This is a genomic window from Janthinobacterium sp. SUN073 (assembly GCF_030397665.1).
Lineage (GTDB): Bacteria > Pseudomonadota > Gammaproteobacteria > Burkholderiales > Burkholderiaceae_D > Janthinobacterium.
The window spans coordinates 1,152,104-1,176,645 of the sequence record NZ_JAPUBT010000001.1 but is presented as its reverse complement, the minus strand read 5'-3'; the positions used below and the strand labels follow the sequence as shown (position 1 = coordinate 1,176,645).

The 24,542-nt window shown below is 64.3% G+C and carries 25 protein-coding genes and 2 tRNA genes; 14 read left to right on the top strand and 13 right to left on the bottom strand.

Annotated elements, in window-relative coordinates; genetic code table 11:
• Positions 1-284 precede the first annotated feature (284 nt).
• A complete protein-coding gene (locus O0882_RS05350) occupies positions 285-611 on the top strand; it encodes a hypothetical protein (RefSeq protein WP_034746769.1) in 327 nt (108 codons plus the stop codon).
• Positions 612-752: 141 nt separating this feature from the next.
• Here the strand turns inward: O0882_RS05350 and O0882_RS05345 are convergent, their stop codons facing one another.
• Positions 753-1,598: an HDOD domain-containing protein gene (locus O0882_RS05345; protein WP_289945939.1), complete on the bottom strand. Its 846-nt coding sequence runs from the start codon at positions 1,596-1,598 to the stop codon at positions 753-755.
• Positions 1,595-1,933, bottom strand: a complete 339-nt coding sequence (locus tag O0882_RS05340; protein ID WP_289945938.1) for a hypothetical protein — start codon at positions 1,931-1,933, stop codon at positions 1,595-1,597. Before O0882_RS05340 ends, O0882_RS05345 begins: the two co-directional genes overlap by 4 nt.
• Positions 1,934-2,140: 207 nt before the next feature.
• Between O0882_RS05340 and O0882_RS05335 the strand changes: the two genes are divergently transcribed.
• From O0882_RS05335 to O0882_RS05325, 3 genes are read left to right on the top strand one after another with little or no spacing between them, the layout of a single operon-like run.
• Positions 2,141-3,706, top strand: a complete 1,566-nt coding sequence (locus tag O0882_RS05335) for a HAMP domain-containing sensor histidine kinase (RefSeq protein WP_289945937.1) — start codon at positions 2,141-2,143, stop codon at positions 3,704-3,706.
• A gap of 15 nt (positions 3,707-3,721) precedes the next feature.
• Positions 3,722-4,303 (top strand): DUF1697 domain-containing protein, encoded by a 582-nt coding sequence (locus O0882_RS05330; RefSeq protein WP_289945936.1) that lies wholly within the window; start codon positions 3,722-3,724, stop codon positions 4,301-4,303.
• A 19-nt stretch (positions 4,304-4,322) separates the two neighbouring features.
• Positions 4,323-4,502: a hypothetical protein gene (locus O0882_RS05325; RefSeq protein ID WP_099762197.1), complete on the top strand. Its 180-nt coding sequence runs from the start codon at positions 4,323-4,325 to the stop codon at positions 4,500-4,502.
• Positions 4,503-4,563: 61 nt separating this feature from the next.
• Here O0882_RS05325 and O0882_RS05320 read toward each other — a convergent pair whose 3' ends face one another.
• Positions 4,564-4,947, bottom strand: coding sequence for a hypothetical protein (locus O0882_RS05320; RefSeq protein WP_289945935.1), 384 nt, complete (start codon positions 4,945-4,947; stop codon positions 4,564-4,566).
• A 331-nt stretch (positions 4,948-5,278) separates the two neighbouring features.
• Between O0882_RS05320 and O0882_RS05315 the strand changes: the two genes are divergently transcribed.
• From O0882_RS05315 to O0882_RS05300, 4 genes are read left to right on the top strand one after another with little or no spacing between them, the layout of a single operon-like run.
• Positions 5,279-5,632, top strand: a complete 354-nt coding sequence (locus O0882_RS05315) for a metalloregulator ArsR/SmtB family transcription factor (RefSeq protein ID WP_071075569.1) — start codon at positions 5,279-5,281, stop codon at positions 5,630-5,632.
• A gap of 8 nt (positions 5,633-5,640) precedes the next feature.
• Positions 5,641-6,066, top strand: a complete 426-nt coding sequence (locus O0882_RS05310; RefSeq protein ID WP_289945930.1) for a YeeE/YedE family protein — start codon at positions 5,641-5,643, stop codon at positions 6,064-6,066.
• The gene (locus tag O0882_RS05305) at positions 6,063-6,494 is read left to right on the top strand and encodes a DUF6691 family protein (protein WP_289945927.1); all 432 of its coding nucleotides are present in this window, start codon (positions 6,063-6,065) and stop codon (positions 6,492-6,494) included. The genes O0882_RS05310 and O0882_RS05305 overlap by 4 nt, the downstream gene beginning before the upstream one ends.
• Before the next feature lie 43 nt (positions 6,495-6,537).
• Complete coding sequence (locus tag O0882_RS05300) at positions 6,538-7,395, top strand: ChaN family lipoprotein (RefSeq protein WP_289945925.1); 858 nt, start codon at positions 6,538-6,540, stop codon at positions 7,393-7,395.
• On the opposite strand, the gene O0882_RS05295 is transcribed toward O0882_RS05300, so the two are convergent.
• Entirely contained in the window at positions 7,396-8,223 is an 828-nt protein-coding gene (locus O0882_RS05295) for an IclR family transcriptional regulator C-terminal domain-containing protein (RefSeq protein WP_289945924.1), read from the bottom strand.
• Between the two features lie 175 nt (positions 8,224-8,398).
• On the opposite strand from O0882_RS05295, the gene O0882_RS05290 reads away from it, so the two are divergent.
• From O0882_RS05290 to O0882_RS05265, 6 genes are all read left to right on the top strand, one after another.
• On the top strand, positions 8,399-9,097 hold the full coding sequence (locus O0882_RS05290; RefSeq protein ID WP_289945922.1) for a 3-oxoacid CoA-transferase subunit A: 699 nt from the start codon (positions 8,399-8,401) through the stop codon (positions 9,095-9,097).
• Positions 9,098-9,107: 10 nt separating this feature from the next.
• Positions 9,108-9,749, top strand: coding sequence for a 3-oxoacid CoA-transferase subunit B (locus O0882_RS05285; protein ID WP_289945920.1), 642 nt, complete (start codon positions 9,108-9,110; stop codon positions 9,747-9,749).
• Positions 9,750-9,783: 34 nt separating this feature from the next.
• Positions 9,784-10,986, top strand: coding sequence for a 3-oxoadipyl-CoA thiolase (pcaF, locus tag O0882_RS05280; protein ID WP_289945918.1), 1,203 nt, complete (start codon positions 9,784-9,786; stop codon positions 10,984-10,986).
• Positions 10,987-11,077: 91 nt separating this feature from the next.
• On the top strand, positions 11,078-11,773 hold the full coding sequence (locus O0882_RS05275; protein WP_289945916.1) for a fumarylacetoacetate hydrolase family protein: 696 nt from the start codon (positions 11,078-11,080) through the stop codon (positions 11,771-11,773).
• Between the two features lie 18 nt (positions 11,774-11,791).
• Positions 11,792-12,115 carry a thioredoxin family protein gene (locus O0882_RS05270; protein ID WP_289945914.1) on the top strand — a complete coding sequence of 108 codons (324 nt, stop codon included), beginning with the start codon at positions 11,792-11,794 and terminating at the stop codon, positions 12,113-12,115.
• A gap of 714 nt (positions 12,116-12,829) precedes the next feature.
• Positions 12,830-14,116 (top strand): MFS transporter, encoded by a 1,287-nt coding sequence (locus O0882_RS05265; protein ID WP_289945911.1) that lies wholly within the window; start codon positions 12,830-12,832, stop codon positions 14,114-14,116.
• A gap of 66 nt (positions 14,117-14,182) precedes the next feature.
• Here O0882_RS05265 and O0882_RS05260 read toward each other — a convergent pair whose 3' ends face one another.
• From O0882_RS05260 to O0882_RS05220, 9 genes are all read right to left on the bottom strand, one after another.
• Complete coding sequence (locus O0882_RS05260) at positions 14,183-15,754, bottom strand: histidine-type phosphatase (RefSeq protein ID WP_289945910.1); 1,572 nt, start codon at positions 15,752-15,754, stop codon at positions 14,183-14,185.
• A gap of 110 nt (positions 15,755-15,864) precedes the next feature.
• Positions 15,865-18,339 (bottom strand): TonB-dependent receptor, encoded by a 2,475-nt coding sequence (locus O0882_RS05255; protein ID WP_289945909.1) that lies wholly within the window; start codon positions 18,337-18,339, stop codon positions 15,865-15,867.
• A gap of 73 nt (positions 18,340-18,412) precedes the next feature.
• Positions 18,413-19,411, bottom strand: a complete 999-nt coding sequence (locus tag O0882_RS05250; RefSeq protein WP_289945907.1) for a FecR domain-containing protein — start codon at positions 19,409-19,411, stop codon at positions 18,413-18,415.
• Positions 19,408-19,935, bottom strand: a complete 528-nt coding sequence (locus O0882_RS05245; protein WP_289945906.1) for a sigma-70 family RNA polymerase sigma factor — start codon at positions 19,933-19,935, stop codon at positions 19,408-19,410. The genes O0882_RS05250 and O0882_RS05245 overlap by 4 nt, the downstream gene beginning before the upstream one ends.
• 183 nt (positions 19,936-20,118) lie before the next feature.
• A tRNA-Met gene (locus O0882_RS05240) sits at positions 20,119-20,195 on the bottom strand.
• A gap of 59 nt (positions 20,196-20,254) precedes the next feature.
• Positions 20,255-20,331: transfer RNA gene (locus O0882_RS05235), tRNA-Met, on the bottom strand.
• Positions 20,332-20,422: 91 nt separating this feature from the next.
• Positions 20,423-21,370: a tRNA (adenosine(37)-N6)-dimethylallyltransferase MiaA gene (gene miaA / locus O0882_RS05230; protein WP_289945904.1), complete on the bottom strand. Its 948-nt coding sequence runs from the start codon at positions 21,368-21,370 to the stop codon at positions 20,423-20,425.
• 95 nt (positions 21,371-21,465) lie between these two features.
• Positions 21,466-23,373, bottom strand: coding sequence for a DNA mismatch repair endonuclease MutL (gene mutL / locus O0882_RS05225; protein ID WP_289945902.1), 1,908 nt, complete (start codon positions 23,371-23,373; stop codon positions 21,466-21,468).
• 118 nt (positions 23,374-23,491) lie between these two features.
• Positions 23,492-24,430: a peptidylprolyl isomerase gene (locus O0882_RS05220; protein ID WP_289945900.1), complete on the bottom strand. Its 939-nt coding sequence runs from the start codon at positions 24,428-24,430 to the stop codon at positions 23,492-23,494.
• Positions 24,431-24,542: the final 112 nt, after the last annotated feature.

The window sequence follows — 24,542 nt, the reverse complement described above, 5'->3', positions numbered from 1 at the left end:
AGCTTGATTGATATTTAACAATCAGGAAGTTTGCGCGAGGCGCAGATGCGGCCTGTTTGGACTAGTATATTGTTTTATATGCAATTCATTTTAGTGGGTTGCAGTGCATTTACTCACGCGGCAAGCTGCGCACGTTGGCTGTGCGAGTCCTGTGCAGGCAGTGCGACAAGGAGGGAAGGCGGAGGGGAGGCTGAGGCTGATGGAAAGACGTTTATTTAAACACTCTAAGCCAGCCTTAAGTTCGTATCGGCATTCTTTGAACATTCACCAGACGAGGAAAAATCATGGCACATCATGCATTAGCATCGCAAGAGAGTTACAACCCGAATCACCTGCTGGATATTCTGCTGAGCAAGATGCAGCTGAAAAACGACGCAGCCCTGTCGCGCTTGCTCGAAGTGGCGCCACCCGTCATCAGCAAGATCCGCCACCACCGCTTGCCGGTCGGCGCCTCGCTGCTGATCCGCATGCACGAAGTGACGGGCATGAGCATCCGTGACCTGCGCGATTTGATGGGCGACCGCCGCACCAAGTATCGTCTGTCCGACGCCCAGGGCCGTCCAAAAGCGGAAGACCGCGGCGATGCGCAAGAATCGAATTACGCGCACTGATGTGGCGGTTGCACGCTGACTGTGCCGCTTGCGTCACTGCTGGCGGCAACAGGCTGGTGTGGACCGGGCAGCATGGAGACACCGCAGTACCCATAACGGCTTTCGCTTCGCGGCGAGAGCCGTTGGCATGTGGCGCAGCGTTTAGCTCAGCAGTGCTGAAGTAATTTCGTCGTAGCGCAACTCCGTTTCGCGGAACAGCTGCAGATACGTTTCTTCGCCCAGGCCCAGCGCATCCCAGGCCACCGGCGAGACGCGCGGGACCATGTCGTCGCCCGCCTGCGCCAGGTCGAGCGCACAGACGATGGCATTGGCCACGTGGATCAGCGCTGCCAGGAAACCTGCCCCCGGCGTTTCCGGCTGCAGGTAGTTGGCCAGCGCGAGGCGCATGGTGTCGGAAAAATTCCAGTGCTCGGCCAGTGCCACGCCTGCCTGCACGTGGTCCACGCCCAGCACGGCCTGCTCCGCTTCGAGCAGGCTGCAATCGTGCGCCGCCTGGTGCACGATGACTTGCGCGTAGTGTGCGGGAAAGCTGCTGACCAGCACCAGGCGACCGATGTTATGCAGCAAGCCGGCCGTGAAGGCGTAATCCTGGTTGAAGCGGATCTGCCGCGCCAGCACCTTGGCGCAGGCGGCCGTCGCTACCGAATGGCGCCAGAAGGCCTTGTCGTCGAAGCCGGGGCAACGCCCTTCCGGGAAGCAGCCCGTGATGGCGGCCGAGGTGATCAGGCTGCGCGTGGTCTGGAAACCCAGGTAAGTGATCGCCTGCTGGATGGTGGTGGCCTTCACTTGCAAGCCATATTGCGAGGAGTTGGCCAGGCGCAGGGTTTTCGCCGTCAGCGCCTGGTCGTATGAGACTTTTTTCGCCAGCACGGAAATATCGACGTCTTCCTGGTCTATGCTGTTGAGCAACTCCATGACGACGGCGGGCAAGGAAGGCAGGTCATCGAGATGGGCGACGATATCGTCGAGCGTCAGCTGGGTGCTCATGCCCGCTCTCCCGTACCCAGGCGATATTGCGTGACATAGTCGCGCAGCAAGGTCGTGGCCGCATCCGCGGGATCGTCCGGATCCAGCTTGCGGAACAGGTAGGCCAGCCGTTCGCTGTCAGCCGCCTGCTGCGCGGCCACTTCCTCTGGCGAAGGGGGCGGCGCCTGGATCGGCAGCATGGCGATGCCGTGGCGTGGCATCAGGGACAGCATGTTTTCCGTCAGTACCGCGCCTTGCGGCAACAGCACTTGTCCATGCGCGTCGAGCAAGACATCCGACAAGACCATGCCAGGACGCACTTGTTCCAGGGGTAGATGTTGATGCATGACCGCCATGACGACTCCTTAGATGATTGCGGGATATTACCATTGCCATGACGCAATGTCTCAACCTGTATCAAGGCCCCTGTCGAAAACGGGGCCGCTGTAAATCTTGCCAATAAGCATGTCATACCGTACATTTGATACAGACTGTTGCATTGCTGACGTATCTGTGCCCGCGCCGCGGGCCGGCGGCTGGCCAGGCCCGGGGAGTGTTGATCGATGGTGAGTATTCAAGTCCGGCTGACCCTGCTTTTTGTCGTGATCGTCACTTTGGTGCTGGGCATTTCTGGCAGCTATACCCAATATACACTGAGCCAGGAACTTGAATCGGGCAGCGCGCGCCTGCGCAGCGGCGTGCTCACGCGCTTGCAGACCAGCTTGCCTTCGGCCCTGTGGGATCTCGATAAATCCAAGGTCGACAGCATTGTCGCGGCCGAAATGCTGCCGCCGGAGCTGGTCGGCATCCGCGTCTACGACGCCTCCGTGGGCCTGTTCGCGGGGGAAGTGCGTGACGCGGCTGGCACCCTGGTGCCTTTGACCTCCGATGTGGCCATGGGCGGCACGCCCGTCGAGGCGCCGCTGGTGTTCCGCGATGCCGTGGCGGCGGCCACGGGCGGCAAGCCGGTGATCGTCGGCAAGGTCATCGTCAATTTCAGCCGCGCGCAGATCGATGCTGCCCTGCGCGGCGAAGTGCGGCGCAAGGTGCTGGAAGTATTACTGCTTGACATCATCCTGGTGGGTGCCCTGGCGCTGAGCCTGCGCATCGTCTTCGGGCCCTTGAAACAGTTGCGCGACGGCTTGATCGACCTGGCCACGCGCGGCAGCGACGAGGTCGAAGAATTGCCGGAAAACCGACGCGACGAACTGGGCGACGTGATCCGCGGCTTCAATGCCGTGCAGCGCAAGCTCAAATCCATCATCGAGGGCAGCCGCGAGGCGGAAGACATGGCGCGCCGTTCGCAGCAGGAGACGGCGCAGGCGATGGACGAGCTGCGCCGCGCGCAGGAATCGTTGCTGCAGTCGGAGCGCCTGGCTTCGCTGGGCAGCCTGGTGGCCGGCGTGGCGCATGAAATCAATACGCCGGTCGGCATCGCGCTGACCAGCGCTTCGGTGCTGAAGGAAGCCACCGATCACATCAGCGCAGCGGTGGCCGGCGGCAGCGTGAAGAAAACCGATATCGTGCGCTACCTGGAAACGGCCGGCGAGAGCGCGCGGCTGATCATGAACAATGCCTATCGCGCCGCGCACCTGATCCACAGCTTCAAGCAGATCGCCGTCGACCAGGTCAGCGAGGCGCGCCGTTTGTTCGAATTGCGCGACTATATCGGGGAAGTGATCTCGAGCCTGCAGCCGACCCTGAAAAAGACGCGCATCCGCATCGATATCGATTGCCCGCCTGACATCATGCTCGACAGCTATCCGGGTGCGCTGGCGCAGGTGCTGACCAACCTGGTCTTGAATTGTGTCGAGCACGCCTTCGATGCGGACACGGCCGGCAACATCCATATCGGCGTGCGTCGCGACGGCGAGTGGATCGCCATGCAGGTGCGCGATAACGGCCGCGGCATCGCGCCCGACATGCTCGACCGCGTGTTCGACCCGTTTGTCACCACGCGGCGGGGACAGGGCGGCACGGGCCTGGGCTTGAATATCGTGTTCAACTTGATTGCCAAGCAGTTTGGCGGCACCATCACGGTCAGCAGCACGCTGGGACAGGGCGCGACATTCCTGCTGCGCCTGCCCACGGTGACGCCGTTGCCGGACAGCACCAGCAGCCCGGCATAGGCAAGGAGAAGAGACATGGCACAGCCAGAAAACAGTCAGCAAGTGGCGCTTTTGCGTGGGATCAATGTGGGCCGCGCCAAGCGCGTGGCCATGGCCGACCTGCGCAAGCTGCTGGGCGACCTGGGTTTTGCGCAGGTACGCACGGTACTCAACAGCGGCAACGTGGTGTATGACGGGGGCGCGGCGGCGCCGGCCGAGGCCGCTGCGCGCATCGAGGAAGCGCTGGTGCTGAAACTGGGCGTCGCGGCCCGGGTGACGGTGCTGTCGGCCAGCCAGTTTGCCGAACTGATCGAACAAAACACCCTGGCGCCGGCGGTCGATGCGGCCCGTCTGCTGACCTTGGTGCTGAATAATCCGGCCGATGTCCAGCGCCTGGCGCCGCTCTTGCAGCGGCCGTGGCAGCCGGAAGCGCTGGCGCTGGGGCGATGGGCCGCGTATGCCTGGTGTCCCGATGGCGTGCTGGCCAGCAAGGTGGTGGCGTCACTGGGTGCACTGCTGGGCGATGGCGTCACCTCGCGCAACTGGGCCACCATGCAAAAATTACAAGCACTGCTGAACGGGCCCGAGTCGGCAGCCACCTCAGCCAGGGAGCACTGATGCCGGCCATCGAGACGCCATGAACTGGGATATCGTCAAGGGCGTGCTGATCCTTCTGCTCGCCGTCAGCGCCCTGGGCACGGCCTTCGTGCTCATGTCCGCCTCGGGCCCTGACAAGGCGGGCTGCATCGCGCGCGCCCTGAAGTCGGGTATTCCGGTGGGCAATATCGAAAGGGTGTGCCGCTTGCTGGACAAGTAAAAAAAATTCCGCACCAGGCGGAATTTTTTTTGACGCAGCGGCATCGGCCGCCCAAATAAGGTCAGCCATCGAATTTTTCCTGTTTTTCACCGTGCATGCTCAAGGCCAGCAAACCCAGTCCCACCAGCAGCATCGAGACCATGCTCGCTTCGGGCACGGGCGGCGGCACGTGCACCTGCTGTACGGCAGGAGTGGCGGCGGTGGTGGGGGGCGCCAGTGCGCTTTGGCGCGTACCGGCGTTGAGCCAGCGCGGGGTCGCATTGAGCGTCGTGTGCTGCGTCAGCAGGCGTGCATACGGCAAGTCCGGTGTTTCCCAGGTGGGATAGTCCGTCGTGTTGTTGAAAGCGAGACTGTCGTCGCTCACGGCAGGCGCGCTGGCGGCCACATTGCCGGCATACGCCGACAGCGCCAGCACGGCCACGCATAGCGGCTGAAAGATCTTCATCGTTGACTCCCTGGTTCACCGCGCGGCGCGACCGAAACCGGCCTGCGCCTGGACGGATAATGCGCCCGTACGGGGGCGTATCACAATTTTTCTGATGAGGTCTTATTACAGCACAATTCGTGGCAATTTTGCTACGCATATTTGCTTTAAATTACGAATATTTATCATTTTGATAGCATGATCGCTATCGCTGCCGCACACTTGGCATGAGCACGCTATCGCAAAAAAAGACTGTTATTTTTTTGTGCGAATCGCCAGCAGGAAAACAATATATTGATTAGTATATTGTTTATCGCATGATGATCAATATGACCGCCTGTGGGAGGGCAAGATGGAGACAGTGGCAACACAACACGCCGAATACAACCTCGACGCCATGCGTGGCTCGGCCTATAAGGCCAGCTCGCTGCTCAAGGCCATGGGCAATGCCGACCGTTTGATGCTGCTGTGCCAGCTATCGCAGGGCGAGCACTGCGTCAGCGACCTCGAACAAAAAGTGGGCATCGGCCAGCCGACCCTGTCGCAGCAGCTGGGCGTGCTGCGCGAAGAGATGCTGGTGGCCACGCGGCGCGATGGCAAGCAGATCTATTACCGCGTCGCCAGCGCGCCCGTGCTGGCCGTGCTGCAAGTGCTGTACGCGCAGTTCTGCGCGCCGCGTCTGCCGTTCAACGACGAAGCGGACTGAGTCCGGCCATGACTATTGCTTGGCAGCACTTCACGCCGTGGGCCTCGCTGGCGGGCGGCATGCTGATCGGCCTGGCGGCTGCGCTATTGATCCTGTTCAATGGGCGCATCGCCGGCATCAGCGGCATCCTCGGCGGCTTGCTGGGTCCGCGCCAGGGCGACCTGGGCTGGCGTATCGCCTTTCTTGCCGGACTGGTCGGCACGCCCCTGCTGTGGCAATTGTGGCAAGCCTTGCCGCCCGTGCAGATCGAGGCGGGCACGTTGGCCCTGATCGTGGCGGGCGTGCTGGTGGGCGTGGGCGTGCGCTATGGCGCCGGCTGCACCAGCGGCCACGGCGTGTGCGGCCTGTCGCGCCTGTCACCCCGTTCGCTGGCGGCCACTTGTGTCTTCATGGCGGCCGGTTTCCTCACCGTCTATCTGTTGCGCCACCTATGAGCAAGCTACTCCTTTCCCTGTTGAGCGGCCTCGTCTTTGGTCTGGGCCTGATCGTCTCCGGCATGAGCAACCCGGCCAAGGTGCTCGGTTTCCTCGACCTGGCCGGTGCCTGGGACCCGTCGCTGGCGCTGGTGATGGGCGGCGCCATCGGCGTGGCCATGCCCGCCTTCTGGCTGGCGCGCCGGCGCGGCACGGCGCTGCTGGGCGAGCCCATGCAATTGCCCACGTCGCGGCGCATCGACCGGCGCTTGCTGCTGGGCAGCCTGGCCTTTGGCGCAGGCTGGGGCATCGCCGGTTTCTGTCCCGGTCCCGCCCTCGTTTCCCTGCTGGCGGGCCAGCCGAAGGCGTGGCTGTTTGTCGGCGCGATGCTGGCCGGCATGCTTCTCTTTGAAGTGCTGGAGCGCCGCAAGCTACCCGCGCCGGCCTGAGACGGTACAATCTGGCGCATCACCACTCTGGATACCCGTTGACATGAAGACCGTGATTTTCCGCGCCGGCGCGCGCGCCGCCCTGCTGTGCAGCGTGCTGGCATTGGCCGCCTGCGGCAGCTTGCTGAAGAAGGAAGCGCCGCCCGCTCCCGCACCCGTGGCCGACACCTTGCCCAATCCGCAAGTGCTGCTGCTAGGGGAAGTGCAGGACAATGCGCAAGGCCAGCGCCTGCGCGTCGAGGAATTGCGCCGCCGCCTGGCGACTGGCTGGCGTCCCGTGATTGTCATGGAGCAATTTGATCGCGAAAACCAGGCCTTGCTGACGCGCGCCGCGCGCGATTGCGCCGACCCCGATTGCATCATCCGCGTGATGGAACAGCCGCGCTGGGACTGGAGCTTGTACCGGCCCGTGCTGGACCTCGTCATCAGCTATCAATTGACCCTGGTCGCCGGCAACCTGTCGCCGGCCGAAGCTTCGCGCATCGTGCGCGACGGCATCCAGTGGGCCATGCCGCCCGCCATGGTGGCCACTTACCTGGCCGCGCCCGTGCCGGCCGATATCCTGGAAGGGCAACAGAAGGAAGTCCAGGCGGCCCGCTGCAATATGCTGCCCGACATGATGATCAAAGGTGTCGTCAACGCCCAGGTGGCGCGCGATATCTGGATGGCCAAGCTGATCCGTGACCAGGCGCCGCGCGACGTGGTGCTGATCGCCGGCAATGACCATGTGCGCAAGGATATCGGCGTGCCCCGCTGGCTGAAGCTGGCCGACCCGCAACTGAATGTGCGCAGCATCGGCTACCTGGAGCAGGGCGGCAGTGGCTACAAGGGCACGTTCGACTTGACGCAAACGATGCCAGCGCAGCCGCGCCCGGACCCGTGCGCCAAATTTAGAAAATAATCACTGCTGCACCCGCACCAGGGCGCTGACCCGGCTGGCCGTATCGAGTAGTTTCGGCAGGCTGTGTTCCAGCAAATGCGCCACGGACGGCCCCGCCGTCTGGCCGCTGACGTTGATCGCCGCCACCACCTTGCCGGCCCGGTCGAACACGGGTGCGGCCAGGGCGATCAAGCCCTGTTCCAGCTCTTCCTGCACCAGGCACCAGCCCTGGCGCCGCACTTGCGCAATCTCTTCCATCAAGACCTCGATATCGACCTTGGTCGCCGGCGTGATTTTCAGCAATGCCATTGTCGACAGCCGTTGGCGCAGCGCCTCGGGCGCCAGGCCCGACAGCAAGACCCGTCCCATCGAAGTGCAGTAGGCGGGCAGGCGGCTGCCGATGCCCAGGTTGATCGACATGGTGCGGTGCGCGGACAGGCGCACGACGTAGACGATGTCGTCGCCGTCGAGCACGGTGGCCGAGCACGACTGGCGCAAGGTCTGCATCAATTCTTCCAGCAGCGGCTGTGCCTGCGTCCAGACAGGCAGGGATGACAAATACGCGTAACCGAGGTCGAGCACCTTGGGCGTCAAACGGAACAGCCGCCCGTCCGCTTCCACATAACCGAGATGCAGCAAGGTGAGCAGGATGCGCCGCGCGCCTGCGCGCGTCAGCTGCGCCCGCTCCGCCACTTCGCTCAGGGTCTGTTGCGGCGCCTGCGCGCCAAAGCTGCGCAGTACGGCCAGGCCGCGCGCGAACGATTGCACATAGCTGTCGCCAGGACGGGGGGCGCCATCGGCATCAGGGAGTTCTTCGGCGGAAAGGGGCGTACTGCGGCGGTCGGTCATGGCAATTCCAATGGGTCAAGGTGGCAATTATAGCCATGGCGCTGGTGAAAACGGCAAATTGACAAGCGCGCCGATCAGGCATATTCTCACAAATAAGTTCTAAATACGAATATTTGTTCGCTATGTGAACTAATTGCGAACAAATTGTGAATGGATTTGATTGGAGGAGACAACAATGATCGACAAACTGCGTTCCAGCGTGCTTGATGCGCTGGCCGATATCCACGATGGCGCCACCGTCATGATTGGCGGCTTCGGCGGCGCGGGCCAGCCGGCCGAGCTGATCGACGGCTTGATCGCCCAGGGCGCGCGCGACCTCGTCATCGTCAACAACAATGCAGGCAATGGCGATACGGGCCTGGCCGCCCTGCTGAAAAATGGGCAGGTGCGCAAGATCATCTGCTCGTTCCCGCGCCAGGCCGATTCCCACGTCTTCGACGCCCTGTACCGCGCGGGCAAGCTGGAACTGGAACTGGTGCCGCAGGGAAACCTGGCCGAGCGCATCCGCGCCGCCGGCGCCGGCATCGGCGGCTTTTTCACGCCCACGGGCTATGGCACGGACTTGGCCAAGGGCAAGGAAACGCGCGAGATCGACGGCCGCATGTATGTGTTCGAGTCACCCATCCACGCCGATTTCGCGCTGATCAAGGCGGAGCAGGGCGACCGCTGGGGCAACCTGACCTACCGCAAGACGGCGCGCAACTTCGGCCCCATCATGGCCATGGCCGCGAAGGTCTGCATTGCTTCCGTGCATGAAGTTGCCGAGCTTGGCAGCATCGACCCCGAACACGTCATCACGCCGGGCCTGTTCGTGCAGCGCATCGTGCAAGTGCCGCGCACGGCCACCGGCCCCGCCGGCTTCAAAGCTGCCTGAGGAGTATCAAGTGAACAAATGGAATCGAGATCAAATGGCGGCCAAGGTGGCGGCCGACATCCATGAAGGCAGTGTCGTCAACCTGGGCATCGGCTTGCCGACCCTGGTGGCGAATCACTTGCCGGCCGGCGCGGAGATCATCCTGCACAGCGAAAACGGCGTCATCGGCATGGGCCCCGCGCCCGCACCCGGCGAGGAAGACTACGACCTGATCAACGCGGGCAAGCAGCCCGTCACCCTGCTGGCGGGCGGCAGCTATTTTCATCACGCCGACAGCTTCGCCATGATGCGCGGCGGCCACCTGGACATTTGCGTGCTGGGCGCTTTCCAGGTCTCAAGCACCGGCGACCTGGCCAACTGGCATACGGGGGCGCCGGACGCCATTCCCGCCGTGGGCGGGGCCATGGACCTGGCCATCGGCGCGAAAAAAACCTGGGTCATGATGGAATTGCTGACCAAGACGGGTGAAAGCAAGCTGGTGCAGGCCTGTACGTATCCGCTCACGGGTATCGCTTGCGTCAGCCGTATCTACAGCGACCTGGCCGTGCTCGACCTGGGACCCGCCGGCGCCACGGTCGTCGAGCTGGCCGATGGCTTGAGTTTTGCGCAGCTGCAAGCGTTGACGGCCGTGCCACTGACGGATGCCCGCTAATTTACGATCAATACACTTTCTTGGAGGAAAGAACATGACCCACGCCTACATTTGCGATGCGCAGCGCACGCCGTTCGGCCGCTACGGCGGCAGCCTGTCCGGCGTGCGCGCCGACGACCTGGGCGCCGTGCCCATCCGTGCCTTGATGGCGCGCAACCCGAACGTGGACTGGACGGCCGTCACGGACGTGCTGTACGGCTGCGCCAACCAGGCGGGCGAGGACAACCGCAACGTGGCGCGCATGGCGGCCCTGCTGGCCGGCTTGCCCGACAGTGTGCCGGGCGCCACCCTGAACCGCCTGTGCGGCTCGGGCCTGGACGCCATCGGCAGCGCCGCGCGCTTCATCAAGAGCGGCGAAGCGGGCTTGCTGATCGCCGGCGGCGTGGAAAGCATGAGCCGCGCACCATTCGTCATGGGCAAGGCGGACAGCGCCTTTGCGCGCGGCATGAAAATGGAAGACACGACCATCGGCTGGCGCTTCATCAACCCTTTGATGAAGGCCCAGTACGGCGTCGATTCGATGCCGGAAACAGCGGAAAACGTGGCCAGCGATTTTGGCATCAGCCGCGCGGACCAGGATGCGTTCGCCCTGGCCAGCCAGGTCAAAGCCTTGGCGGCGCAGCAGGCGGGCGTGTTCGATAGCGAAATCTGCCCCGTCAGCATCGCCCAAAAGAAGGGCGAGCCCCTCGTCGTCAGCCGTGACGAGCATCCGCGCGCCACCACCCTGGATACCCTGGCCAAATTGAAACCCGTCGTGCGCGCCGATGGCACGATCACGGCCGGCAACGCATCCGGCGTCAACGATGGCGCGGCAGCCCTGCTGCTGGCCGACGAAGCGAACGCGGCCCGCTTTGGCTTGACGCCGCGCGCCCGCGTGGTGGCCATGGCGACGGCCGGTGTGGCGCCGCGCATCATGGGCATCGGCCCCGCGCCCGCCACCCTGAAAGTGCTGGCCATCACGGGCTTGAGCCTGGCCGACTTCGACGTCATCGAACTGAACGAAGCGTTTGCCGCGCAAGGGCTGGCCGTGCTGCGCCAGCTGGGTGTGCGCGACGACGACGTCCGCGTCAACCCGAACGGCGGCGCCATCGCCCTGGGGCATCCGCTGGGTGCCTCGGGTGCGCGCCTGGCCATGACGGCGGTCAACCAGCTGCACCGCACGGGCGGGCGCTATGCCTTATGCACCATGTGCATTGGCGTGGGGCAGGGCATCGCGCTGGTGCTGGAACGGGTCTGACCCTGCTGAAATAAAGTTACCGTAAAATGGGGGACACTGCGGTGTCCCCTTTTTCATCACCGCCTTTTTATCGTGCCGATCAGGAGTCTTCATGTCGTATGTCATTCCCGCAGCCATCCAGCCCAGCGTTCCCGTCACCGGCAGCGTTGATACTTTCCCGGTCCACCGTATCTATTGCGTGGGCCGCAACTATGTCGACCACGCCAAGGAAATGGGACACACGGGCCGCGAGGCGCCGTTTTTCTTCATGAAACCAAACGACGCCGTGCTGCCCGTGCCAGCCGGCACGACGGGCGAGTTGCCGTATCCGCCGCAAACGCAGGATTTCCAGCACGAGATGGAACTGGTGGTGGCCATCGGCAAGGGCGGCAGCGATATCGGCGTGTTTGACGCGCTGAGCCACGTGTGGGGTTATGCGATCGGCCTGGACATGACGCGCCGCGATGTGCAGGGCGCGGCAAAAAAACTGGGCCGTCCGTGGGAAACGGGCAAGGCGTTCGAGCACTCGGCGCCCATCGGTCCCATCACCCCGGCCGCGCTGGCGGGCGACGTCCAGCATGCCGCCATCACCCTGCACGTGAACGGTGCGCTGCGTCAAGGCAGCAGCGTCGACATGCTGATCTGGAACGTGGCCGAAACCATCGCCGACCTGTCGACCTATTTCACCTTGCAGCCGGGCGACCTGATCTACACGGGCACGCCGGCCGGCGTGGCGGCCGTGCAGCGCGGCGACGAGCTGGTGGGGGCCATCGATGGCCTGGGCACTTTGCGCGTGAAAGTGGTCTAAGCTGACAAGGAAAACGGCATGATGAACGACACGTATTCTGTAGCACAACCCACGCGCGCCGAGATCGACGCCCTGGCGGGACCGGCCCTGCTGGAATTCGGCACGGGCTGGTGTGGCCATTGCCGTGCCACCCAGGCGCCGCTGGCCGCCGCCTTTGCGCAGCACCCCGGGGTGCCGCATCTGCGCGTGGAAGACGGCCCCGGCCGTGTCCTGGGGCGTTCATTCCGGGTGAAACTGTGGCCGACCCTGATCTTTTTGAAAGATGGCCAGGAAGTGGCGCGCCTCGTGCGTCCGCTCGACAGCAGCGAGATTGAGCAGGCTTTTGCATTGATTGATGCGTAGGTCGGCGTAGGTCGGCTTAGCGCAGCGTAAGCCGACACCACCGCACATGCTCCATCACAACTTCTTGCCGCACTGCACCACTGCGCGTATGATAAGCCGCTTACAGCAAGATCAACCGCATCCTTCGTGATGCAGCGCGATCATCGCCGGCCCGCTCCACCCGGAGGGGCCGCAGGCAAGGATTCACCACAAATGACCGATGCCGCGATGCCGACGCGCGGGTCTGGTACGGAATGCCTGGCGATACGCCGGGCCTGATACACGTCGCCCATCCCCTGACGCCTTTCCTGCCGTGCCCCGGGTAACCGGATGGCGCACGACCGTTGTTTCTCTAAATCAGCACTGATCACAGCGCGATAGCGCGCGTTGCCGGCAGTTCGCTACGGCAACAAAAACCGTTGTTTTTGTTTGCAAATTTAATAGCAAATGCGCGGCAAATGCGTGCGTGCACGGCTATGATATGCGAACGACGCGCGAAGTAATCGTCGGGAAATTATTGTAAATTTATGACGAACAGAAGCGGATGTGATGCAAGGCGGCTGTCGCGACGCAGTGCGAGCACTGCGAGCGGCTGCCAACGCAGCAGCGCGCCGCTTATGGAAGTCAGAAATAACAAGAATTTACTGGCGGTTACTTTATACAACGTGCTGTGCTGCTGCCTGAAAAAACATCCAGAGAATGGCCTTTAGACACCCTCCCCAAGGAGCGCAGTAAATGAGCACCCCCCCCAAGAAAAATTCCCCCGGCACGGTGCTGTTCGCCAGCCTGATCGGCACCACCATCGAGTTCTTTGACTTTTATATCTACGCCACCGCCGCCGTGCTGGTGTTCCCGAAACTGTTCTTCCCCGCCGGCGACCCGTCGGCCGCCGTGCTGCAGTCGCTGGCCACGTTTGCCATCGCCTTCTTCGCCCGTCCCATCGGCTCGGCCGTATTCGGCCACTTCGGCGACCGCATCGGCCGCAAGGCGACTCTCGTGGCCGCCTTGCTGACCATGGGTATTTCCACCGTCATCATCGGCTTGCTGCCGACCTACGCCGCCATCGGCACCCTGGCGCCGTTGCTGCTGGCGCTGTGCCGTTTCGGCCAGGGCCTGGGCCTGGGCGGCGAGTGGGGCGGCGCGGTACTGCTGGCCACGGAAAACGCGCCACCGGGCAAACGCGCCTGGTACGGCATGTTCCCGCAGCTGGGCGCGCCAATCGGCTTCTTCCTGTCGGGCGGCATCTTCCTGCTGCTCAGTGAAACCCTGACCGATGAGCAATTCTTCAGCTATGGCTGGCGCATCCCGTTCCTGGCCAGCGCGCTGCTGGTCATCGTCGGCCTGTATGTGCGTCTGAAGATCACGGAAACGCCGGACTTCCAGAAAGTCATCGACAAGAACGAAGTCGTCAAACTGCCCGTCGCCACAGTGTTCCGCCAGCATGGCCGCATGCTGTTCCTGGGCACCATCATCGCCCTGGCCACCTTCGTGCTGTTCTACCTGATGACGGTGTTTGCCTTGAGCTGGGGCACGACCAAGCTGGGCTTCACGCGCAAGGAATTCCTCGTCGTGCAGCTGTTCGCCGTGCTGTTCTTTGCGCTGACGATTCCGTTTTCGGCCGTGCTGGCCGACCGCCGCGGCCGCCGCGCCACCATGATCTGGGTCTCCGTCGCCATCGCCATCTTCGGCCTGGTGCTGGCCCCGATGTTCGGCTCCGGCGTGACGTGGGAAGTGACGCTCTTCATGGCCGTCGGCCTGGGCCTGATGGGCATGACCTACGGACCGCTGGGCACCATGCTGTCCGAGCTGTTCCCGCCGGAAGTGCGCTACACGGGCGCCTCGCTGACGTTCAACCTGGCGGGTATCCTCGGCGCCTCGCTGGCGCCGTACATCGCCACCTGGCTGGCCACCAACCATGGCTTGCAATACGTGGGCTATTACCTGTCGCTGGCGGCCGTGCTGACCCTGGGCGCGCTGCTGATGGTGGGCAAGCCGAGGGCAGGCAAGGAAGCCTGGCAATAAACGAGTCAACGCGCACGCACCATCTGAGTGCCCCACAAGCCGCCAGCTGCCCAGCTGGCGGCTTTTTTATTGCGCCGCCGCGTGGCCGTAACAGGCTTTGAGCCCCGTGTAGTCGTAGAAGACGCTGCCTGGTGCGATGCGGGCGCCGTCGCACGATGGCTGGAACGGTGTTTCCTTTTCGTTGTACAGCAGGCGCACGATGAGCCGAGCATCGCCGTTGCGGTACACATCCCACTGCATGTTGGCCGCCAGTGGCGAGACGCTCTGGCCGCGCCACGGACTGTCTGCATGGCTGTAGCTGGTTTCTGGCGGCAGCGGCTGCTGCAAGCCCATGGCCGAAGCGAGCGGGATGATCATTTCGGCGTGCGTGAAGCGCAGCTTGGCCGCGTGGCGCAGGTCACCGGCGGCCAGCGCATCGACTTCATTGAAAAAATCCTCGCGCAAGGCCAGCGCGAAGCGCCAGGTCATGCCCGCGCTGGCCGTGGTGGCCGGTCCCTTCTGGTAAAAATCCTCGTGGTCGGCGACAGACGCGTAATAGCGCGCATCCTCGGCCGGCATGTAGCGGCTGAAATCGGCCGGCACCTCATGCCGCATGCCGGCGGCGATCGCATACAACTCATACAGTTGCGTGGCGGCCGCATTCAGGCTGCGGATGACGGTCTTGCCGTTGCCCGTCATGGTGCGCGTGAGTTTGCCGTCCGCGCTGGTGAAGGTATAGCTGCCCGTGTCCGCATAGCTGGTGGCGCCGCCGTGAAACTGCGCCAGGAAGGCTGGCGTAAACAGCCGTTCGAGTACATGGCGCGCATGCGCGGCCGCTGCCGGTTCCCTGGCCGGGGCGTCCATCAGCGCATGCAGCTGCTTGGTCCTTTCGTAGCGCTGGTAGGCCTGGCTGGCGGCATAGGTGGCGAAATACGGGTTGGCGCGATCGGCTACAAAATCCGTCCGTGGTGCCAGCTTGTGCGCGTACAGCAGGAAACGGTTGACGCCATCCGGTTGTAATATCGGCTGTACTGCGGGCGTGCGTCCCTGCGGGTACGGCGCCGGCGCGGGCGGCAGGTACAGCAAGGGGGCCAGCGCGGGCGCGTGTTCCAGCAGCGATTGCGTGAAGAAGCGCGCACTGTCGCGTGCGCGGTCCACGCCGGAATGGATGGTGACGAGCTGGCGCGGCGCCGTGGCCGCGTCCTGTCCCACTTGCGCGAACAGGGTAGGCAGGCGCGCCAGCAGGCGCGCGGCCAGCTGCCGGTGTTCCTCGATGCCCGTCCGCGTCAGGTTGCCATAGCCTGGTTTGTCGATACCGGCCACGCCATGGCCGAGCAGTGCGTTGGCCTGCATCAGAGCCAGGATGTTGGGCCCCAGTTCGCGTCCCAGCGGCGTCAAGGCATCCTGCGCGGCCGCCTGCCTCCACATCGCGTACAGGGCCGCGTCGCCCTTCATGCCGGTCAGCCCGCGCGAACCGTGGCGCGCCACCAGTTGCGTGAAGATGGGCTGGAAGCCGGCCGGCGGCGCGGCATAGGTGGCCGGGTCCTGCTGCGGCGCGTAGGGTGTCTTGGTCTGGTAGTCGCCATCGGTGGCAAGGGCGTGGCTGGCGCAGCAGGCCAGGGCCAGCGCAATGCTGGACAGGGAAAGCGGTGGGGGCATGGTTTTTTTCTCGGTGGATAATTTCTCGAATACCAGCCTAGCACTGAACGAAAAAAAGGCGGGCACGGCTGAATGCCGGCCCGCCTGTGCTGTCACCGCAGCGTGTCAGCCTACCACTTCGGCGTGTACTTCAAGGTGAACTGCACGTTGCGCGGCTCGCCATAGTAGTTGTTCGACCCGGTGGTGTTGTAGGCCGGGATGATGTAGCGCTTGTCGAAGACGTTGTTGACGTTGACCGACAGGGCCACTTGCGGCGTGGCTTGCCAGGCCATGCGTGCATTCCAGATCGAGACACCGGCAACCTTGAAGGTGCGATTGGTATCGAGCGTATGGCTTTGCGTGTTGACGCCGGCGCCCACGCTGAATTTGTCCCAGGCGCCGGGCAGCGTGTAGCTGGACCACACGCGCAGCATGTGCTTTGGCGTCCAGGTGGAAAAGACTTTGCCCTGCTCGTCCGGGTCGTTCAGATAGGTCGTCGTCGTATAGGCGTAGCCGGCCGACAGCTGCAAGCCGCGCGCCACTTCGCCCGACACTTCCGCTTCCAGGCCCTGGCTGCGCACCTTGCCCGAGGCGCGCGAGCAGTACCCGTCGGGGCACACCATGCCCGCAGCATAGTCGGTGACGGCACGGTTCTTGTGGTCGTAGCGGAACACGGCCAGCGAGGTGTTCACCGTGCCATCCATCAGTTCCCCCTTGATGCCCGCCTCGTAGTTGCTGCCCGTGATGGGCTTGAGGACCTTGTCTTGCGCATCGCGGATGCTTTGCGGCGTGAAGATGTCGGCATAGCTGGCGTAGGCCGACCATTGCGGATCGAGCGCGTAAATCAGTGCCGCCGATGGCGTGAACCTGGCGCTGGCGTTGAGCTGTTCTTCAGGACCTTTGGGCGTCGCATACACGAAGTCGTACCAGCTGAAGCGTCCACCCAGCACGGCTTTCAGCTTGCTGGTCAACTGGCCGTTCCAGCTGCCATACAGGCCTTTCTGGCGTATTTCATAGGTGCTGACGGGACGCACGCCGCGCGCGGCGATGCTGTCGAGGTCTTGCCATGGGCGGTTGTGTCTGATGTTGAAAACGTCCGCACCGGATTCCCAGGCGCGCGCATAGACGTCGTCCGACGCCATCGTGACATAGCTGGCGCCCACGAGGACTTCCTGCGCGATGCCCAGGCCGTCGAATTTACCGCGCACGTAGGTATCGATGCCGCGCTTGCGGTTGTCGAAATCCATGCCAAAGTCGCCATAGCGCGCGCCGCTGCCGTCGGGATTAATGGGCATGGCCACGCGCTGGTGCACGGAGCTGGTGTTTTCCTTCATGTTTACGGCCGATGCCTTCAGGCTCCACTGGCTGTTGAAATGGTGTTCCAGGTCCAGATACACGTTGGTTTGCCTGGCTTCGCTGCGGTTCCAGTCGGCGCCCGTGAAAGTGGAGCGGGGCAGGTTCAGCGCGCTGCCGTCCGCGTAGCGGGGCAGACCGATAAAGGTGGGACGGCCGTGGTCGTTGACGTTGCTGATGGCCAGGCCCAGGGTGGTGGCCGGTCCCAGGTCGTAGTCGAGCGCCGCGTACAGGGTGCGGTTCTGGCTCCACACCTGGTCGACGAAGGAATGGGTATCGTCTTCATCGACGATGGCGCGTCCGCGCAGGCTGCCATCCGCATTCAAGGGCATGCTGACGTCGAGCTGGGCGCCGTAATGGTCCCACGAGCCGGCGCGCGCCGTCATGCTGACACTGCGCCCGGCGGTCGGGCGCTTGCGCACCAGACTGACGGAGCCGCCGGGGCTGCCCGTACCGACCAGCATGCCCGAGGCGCCGCGCAGCACTTCCAGGCGGTCGTAGATGACCATGTTTTCCTGGCCCCAGTTACCCAGCGCATAGGTGTTGCGGTCGATGGGCACGCCGTCGTACTGCCATTGATCGATCTGGAAACCGCGCGCCGTGATGACCACGCCCGGTCCCACGCCATGCACGCCCACCACGCCGGTGACGTTGTTGACGGCCTCGCGCAAGTCCGTGATGCCCTGGTCGTCCAGGCGCTGGCGTGTCAGCACGCTCACCGATTGCGGCATGTCCTTCATCGACTGCTCGCCCTTGCCGAGGGTGATTTTGCGCGCCGTGTAGGAGCCGCTGCCTTCCGTGGTGGCGCCTTGTTCGGCCTGGCCGACGATGGTAATCGAGGGCATGGTGCGCTCGGCCGCCGAGGCGGCACTGGTCGCCGCCGTGGCTGCGGACGCCGGCGCAGCCACCAGCACATAGCCGGTGGGCGTCTTGCCGATGGCGTAGCCGCTGCCGCGCAGCAGCACGGCGAAGCCGTCCTCGAGGGCGTAGCTGCCCTGCAGGCCGGCCGTCTGCAGCCCCTGCACCTTGGAGGCGTCGATGACGATGGACACGCCAGCCTGCTGGGCATAGCGGTTCAGGGCGCCGGCCAGCGGACCGGCGGGGATGGCGTAGCTGGCGACAGCCGGGGCGGCCTGGGCCAGCACCTGCGTGTGCAGGCCGGCGCCGGCCAGCAGCAGGGCGGCCAGGGCGAATGGATGCAGCCGCGTGCGCAGCGCGCGCGGGGAGGAAACGGTAACGATTCGAGCGGACATGGTGACAGCCTTTTTTGATTGATCTCAGCTGCCTTGACGCACGAGATGCGTCAACACGAACCTGCGCGGGCATTTATTTTTTTGCGGCGCCGCTGGCGGGGGCGTCGACCATCACCAGATAGCGCGTCAGCATGCGGATGCGCAGTTGCGGGAAATTGTCGATGAGTAGCTGCAGCGCCTTGTCCGTGTCGTCCAGCGGCAGCACGGCGGCCACGCGGATGCCCGCGATCTGCGCGCGGTCGTAGTGCAGCTGGCCTGGGCGGTGGCGCGCCAGTTCGTCGAGCACCTCGGCCAGCGGCAAGTCGTCGACCACCATCTGGCGCGCGCGCCACGCATCCTGCACGCTGGCCGCATCGATGCTTGTCAGTGGCCCGACGCCATCGTCCGTGATGCGCGTGCGCTGGCCCGCCTGCACCACGACGGCCGGATGTTGCGGCACCTGCGCCAGCACCTTGGATTCCAGCATGCTCAGGATGGTGGCGCCATCGTCCCTGCGCACGGTAAAACGCGTGCCCAGCGCGCGGATCGCCGCATGCTCGCTGTCGATGAAGAAGGGACGCTGCGCATCCTTGGCCACGTCGACGAGGATGTCGCCACGCACCAGCTCCACATGCCGCTCGCCCGCATTGAAACGCACGTTGACGGCGCTGTTGCCGGCCAGGGTGATCCGGCTGCCATCGGCCAGGGTATGCGCGGACCATTGCCCGGTGGGGCTGCGCAGGTCGGCCAGCAGATAGGCGGGGCGCTCGCCGACGAGCAGCGCACCGGTCAGCAGCAGCACGGCCACGGCGCTGGCTGCGGCCAGTTGGCGCAGGCGGGGACGCTTGGGGGCGATGGCGGCCAGGGCGGCGCGCGCGGGCCGATGGTCGCCGCCGGCCGGCTCGCGCACGGCGTTCAATTGACGCAGCAGGTTTTCCATGCCGGCGGCTGCGCTCGCGTGCAGCGGGTCGGCCGCCTTCCACGCGGCGAAGCCGGCCTGTGCGATGTCGCGCTCGGCCGGGTCGTCGGCGCTGAGGCGCACGATCCAGCGGGCGGCCTGCTCGGCTGCCACATCGGGGCGCGTGCTATTCATGCCGCCATGGCCGGGCAGGCGTGGCGGCAGGCCAGCAAGGCTTGCACCAGGTATTTTTGCACCATGCGCGTGGAGACGTTCAGTTGCGCGGCCACGGCGGCCTGCGATTGCTCTTCCAGGTAATGCAGCAAAAAGGCGTCGCGCGGCTTGCTGGACAAACCATCCAGCGCCGTGGCGATCTGCCCGAGCGCCTGCACGGCCATCAGGATCTCGTCCGGCGACGGCGCGCCGGGCAGGCTGTCGGCCAGCAGGGCCAGTTCCGCCAGGTAGCTGCGCTCGAGTATCTGGCGGCGCGCGCGGTCGAGCAGCAGGCGCTTCGCCGTGGTGGACAAGTAGGCGCGCGGCTCGCGCATGCCGAACAGGGCGTCGCGCGAGGCGATGATGCGCACGAAGGTGTCTTGCGCCACGTCGGCCGCGCCATGCGGGCAGCTGAGTTTTTTGCGCAGCCAGCCGACCAGCCAGCCGTGATGTTCGCTGTAGAGCGACTGCACTTGCTGTTGCAGGCTGGGCTGGATGGCGGACATGGGCGATGAATAATATGAATGAGAATTATTCTCATTGTAAGCGACAGTGGCGGTTTGTCACAATCCCCGATTGCATGCGAGTGGCGCAGGTGTTGTGCGCAGGCCGCATGCGCGGCGATGCCGGAAATGAAAAAACCCGCCGCTGCACGGGGCAGTGGCGGGTTTTTCGATGCTGCTAATTCTTGGTGGTGATAGGTGGACTTGAACCACCGACCCCAGCATTATGAATGCTGTGCTCTAACCAACTGAGCTATATCACCAAACAGACCGGTCAGACCGGATGCTGGTTTTGACCAGGGCAAACCTGATCGATGTTCTTTGGTGGTGATAGGTGGACTTGAACCACCGACCCCAGCATTATGAATGCTGTGCTCTAACCAACTGAGCTATATCACCCAACAGCCGAGCATTATCCAGTCTTCGCATTTCCTTGTCAATGCCGGCGCAAAAAAATGTGCGGATTTTTTGCGTACCGCAGCGTTCATGATTATTTCAGCAACGGCCGGATTTGCGCCAGCATGGCCGCGGCCGGATCGGCACCCAGGCAATCGATGACGATGCGTTCCGGCATCGAGCGCAGCCAGGTCAGTTGTCGTTTCGCCAGCTGGCGCGTGGCGATGATGCCCGTCTCGCGCAGGGTGGCGCGGTCGATGCGGCCGTCGAGATACTCCCACGCCTGGCGGTAGCCCACGCAGCGCATCGAGGGCAGGCCCGGATGCAGGTCGCCGCGCCGGCGCAAATGCTCCACTTCGTCGAGCAGGGCGTCGTTTTTCAGCATGAGGTCGAAGCGCGTGGCGATGCGCGCATGCAGCACGGCGCGGTCCGACGGTTCCAGCGCGAACGACTGCAGCTGGAACGGCAGCACGGTCTTTTCGCGCCGTGCCAGCAGGGCCGACATGGGCTGGCCCGACAGGGCGATGATTTCCAGCGCGCGGCCGATGCGCTGTGCGTCCTGCGGCGCCAGGCGCGCGGCCGTGACGGGGTCTTGCTGCGCCAGGCGTGCATGCATGGCGGGCCAGCCGATGGCGGCCGCGTCCTCTTCCAGCTGGGCGCGCAAGGCAGGATCGGCGCCGGGCAAGTCGTCGAGGCCATCGGCCAGGCCCTTGAAGTACAACATGGTGCCGCCGACCAGCAGCGGCAGCTTGCCGCGCGCGGAGATTTCGCTCACCAGGCGCAGCGTATCGTTGCGGAACTGCGCCACGGAATACGCATCGAGCGGATCGATGATGTCGATCAAATGATGCGGTACCTGGCCCAGTTCTTCTTGCGACGGCTTGGCCGTGCCGATATCCATGCCCCGGTAAACGAGGGCGGAATCGACGGAGATGATCTCGGACGGGATGGCTTGCGCGATGGCCAGTGCACTGGCCGTCTTGCCGCTGGCCGTGGGGCCCATGATGGCGACGGCCAGGGGGAGGTGTGGGGGGATTGTCATGGTGGTCTGTGTTTTGTGTGATGCAAACCCCAACGTCAAAATACCGGGGTCGGACCCTGAGGGTCCGACCCCAGCCTTTGCTGCTGGGGTTGAAATTATTGCCCGCGCAGGAACAATTTATCGAGCGCATTGATCTCGACCTGCACCCACGTGGGCCGGCCATGGTTGCACTGGTCGGCGCGTTCCGTACTCTCCATCTGGCGCAGCAGGGCATTCATCTCCTGCACCGACAGAATGCGGTTGGCGCGCACGGCCGTGTGGCAGGCCAGGGTGCCCAGCAATTCGTTCTGGCGCTCGATCAGCACGCGCGAGCCGCCGTATTCGCGCACGTCGCGCAGCACGTCGCGCGCCAGGGTTTGCGCGTCGGCGTTTTTCAGCAGGGTCGGCACGGAGCGCACGGCCAGGGTGGTGGGCGACAGGGCGGCGATGTCGAAGCCCAGCGCTTTCAAGGTGTCCTGGTTTTCATTCGCCGTCGACACTTCGATGGCGTCCGCGTAGAACGTCACGGGTATCAGCAAGGATTGCACCTGCATATCCTGGCCCGACACCTGCGCCTGCAGCGCGTTCTTCAGCTGCTCGTACAGGATGCGCTCGTGCGCCGCGTGCATGTCGACCAGCACCAGGCCCTTGGTGTTTTGCGCCAGGATGTAGATGCCATGCAGCTGGGCCAGGGCAAAGCCCAGCGGGTATTCTTCGCGCGCCATCGCTTCGGGCGAGGCGATGTACGGCTCCACCTGCGTGACCGGAGAACTGGCGGCGGCGCCGCCGAACAGGGCGCCATAGGCCGCCGTGTCTTGCCCCACGCCTGGCGCGTCGGCAAAGAAGGGGCGCGCCGCGCCGGGCGAGGCGGGCGCAAAGGTATTCGTGAATTGTGTGCCGAACGATGTCTGCGTCTGCTCGCGGCGCCAGATGCCAGAACCACTCAAACCCGCACCAGCGCTGTCGCCACTCAGGGTGGAGGCGGCTGGCAGGGGCGCCGGCACGCTGCCAAACGCCGTGGCCGAGGTTTGCGCCAGCGCGCGCTGCACCGCATGGAAGACGAACTGGTGCACGGAGCGGCTGTCGCGGAAGCGCACTTCGATCTTCGACGGGTGCACATTGACGTCGACCAGGGCGGGGTCGAGGTCGAGCGCCAGCACGTACGATGGAAAACGGTCGCCATGCAGCACGTCCTGGTAGGCCATGCGCACGGCATGCACCAGCAGCTTGTCGCGCACGAAGCGCCCGTTGACATAAAAGAACTGGGCGTCGGCGCGCGCCTTCGAGGCCGTCGGCAAGCCGGCAAAGCCGTGGATGCGCAGGGTGCCGGCCGACTCGTCCAGCGCCAGCCGCGCTTCGGCGAAGTCATTGCCCAGGATGTGGGCGCTGCGCTTGGCCAGTTCGCTGATATTCCACTGGTCGATGGTGCGCCCGTTGTGCGACAGCGAGAACGACACGTCCGGTCGCGCCAGGGCGATGCGGCGCACGACTTCGGCGCAGTGGCCGTATTCCGTCTGCTCGGATTTCAGGAACTTGCGCCGCGCGGGCGTGTTGAAATACAGGTCTTGCACGTCGACCGTGGTGCCGTGCGCGCCCGACGAGGGCGAGACGCTGCCATTGTGCGAGCCGACGATTTCCCACGCATGGGCGGCGTCCGCCGTGCGCGACGTCAGTGTGACGGCGGCGACCGAGGCGATGGACGCCAGCGCCTCGCCGCGAAAGCCCAGGGTGCCCACGTTTTCCAGGTCGCTTAATGACGCGATCTTCGAGGTGGCGTGGCGTGCCAGGGCCAGCGGCAGCTGGTCTTTATCGATGCCGCGCCCGTTGTCGGTAATCGCGATGCGTTTCACGCCCCCTTCTTCCAGGCGGACCGTGATCTGCGTGGCGCCCGAGTCGAGGGCGTTTTCCAGCAGCTCCTTGACCACGGCCGATGGCCGCTCGACCACCTCGCCGGCGGCGATTTGCGAAATCAACTGGTCAGGCAGGGCCTGGATCGGGCGGTGGGGCGTGATGGGAGCGTTCATGCCCTGATTATAACGGGTTCGCAAGGGGAGGCGCTGCTGTGCTGATGCTCGAAACCCAAAACGAAGGCTGGGGTCGTACCCTCAGGGTACGACCCCGGAATTTGCCCTTCGGGGCGCTTTACTTCCCCACTTCCCGCACCGGTATCGGCGCATTGCACAGGTCGACGTGGCCGGCCGTGACCTTGCTCCACGGGCCGCCGCGGTGGCGCTGGGCTTCCAGCACGGCCTGGTAGGTGGCGCTGTCGGTGCGCATCACTTCCAGGTTCGTGCGCTGCTCGGGTGGTACGCTCGCGGCCAGGCGGATGGCCTTGATCGGCACGTTTTTCTCGGGGCTGTCATAAAAACCCATGGGAGCCGTGCCGCGCGGCAGGGTCGACAGCAATGGCATGCCGGCGACGACTCTGCCGACGACCGTGATGTCGCGGTCCAGGTGGCGCGGCGACTGGCCGATGACGGCGTACAGCTCGGTGCCGCCGCCGCTGTCGCTGGCACTGTCGCGGCCCACGCCCACGGTGGCATAGCAATGCGTGAGCCAGGCCGTGCCGGTTTTCGGATCGCGCGCGGACGGGAAACCGTTCGAATGGCCCACTTGCGGCGCATAGCCATCAAGGTCCGGCAGGCGCGTGAAGCTCTTGATGTTTGTCAAAGGGACCGTGAATTCGCCGGGCAGGGTGCGCCGGGCGTGCAAGATGGGCTTGGGATTTTTCTCGTTCGGATCGCCCCACTGCGCCACCCAGTTGTCCTGCGCGCGCGTGATGGCCAGGCCGTCGTAATACTGTTCTGCCACCAGGGCCTTGATATTGGCCACGTGCTTGGGCGCGAAGTCGGGCGCCAGCTCGATCACCACGCGGCCGGCGGGAATGTCCATGTACAGGGTGTTGTCCGGGTCCAGCGCACGCCAGTCGGACGGCTTGGATGCCTTGATCACATCGGCCAAGGTCGCCTTGGGGGGCAGTTCGGCGGGTGCCTTGATCTGGACAGGCGCCGCGTGGGCGGACAGCTGGGCAAGGCCCAGCACGGTGGCCATGGTCAGGCCGCTCAGTGAATGCAAATACATATTCTCTCCTGGTCGGCGCGGATTGCACCGGTCAGAAAGTGTATACCGGAATGGCAATATTTCGTTGGAAAAACATTGCAGATAGCAATACTGATAGTTGCCTGCCGATGCG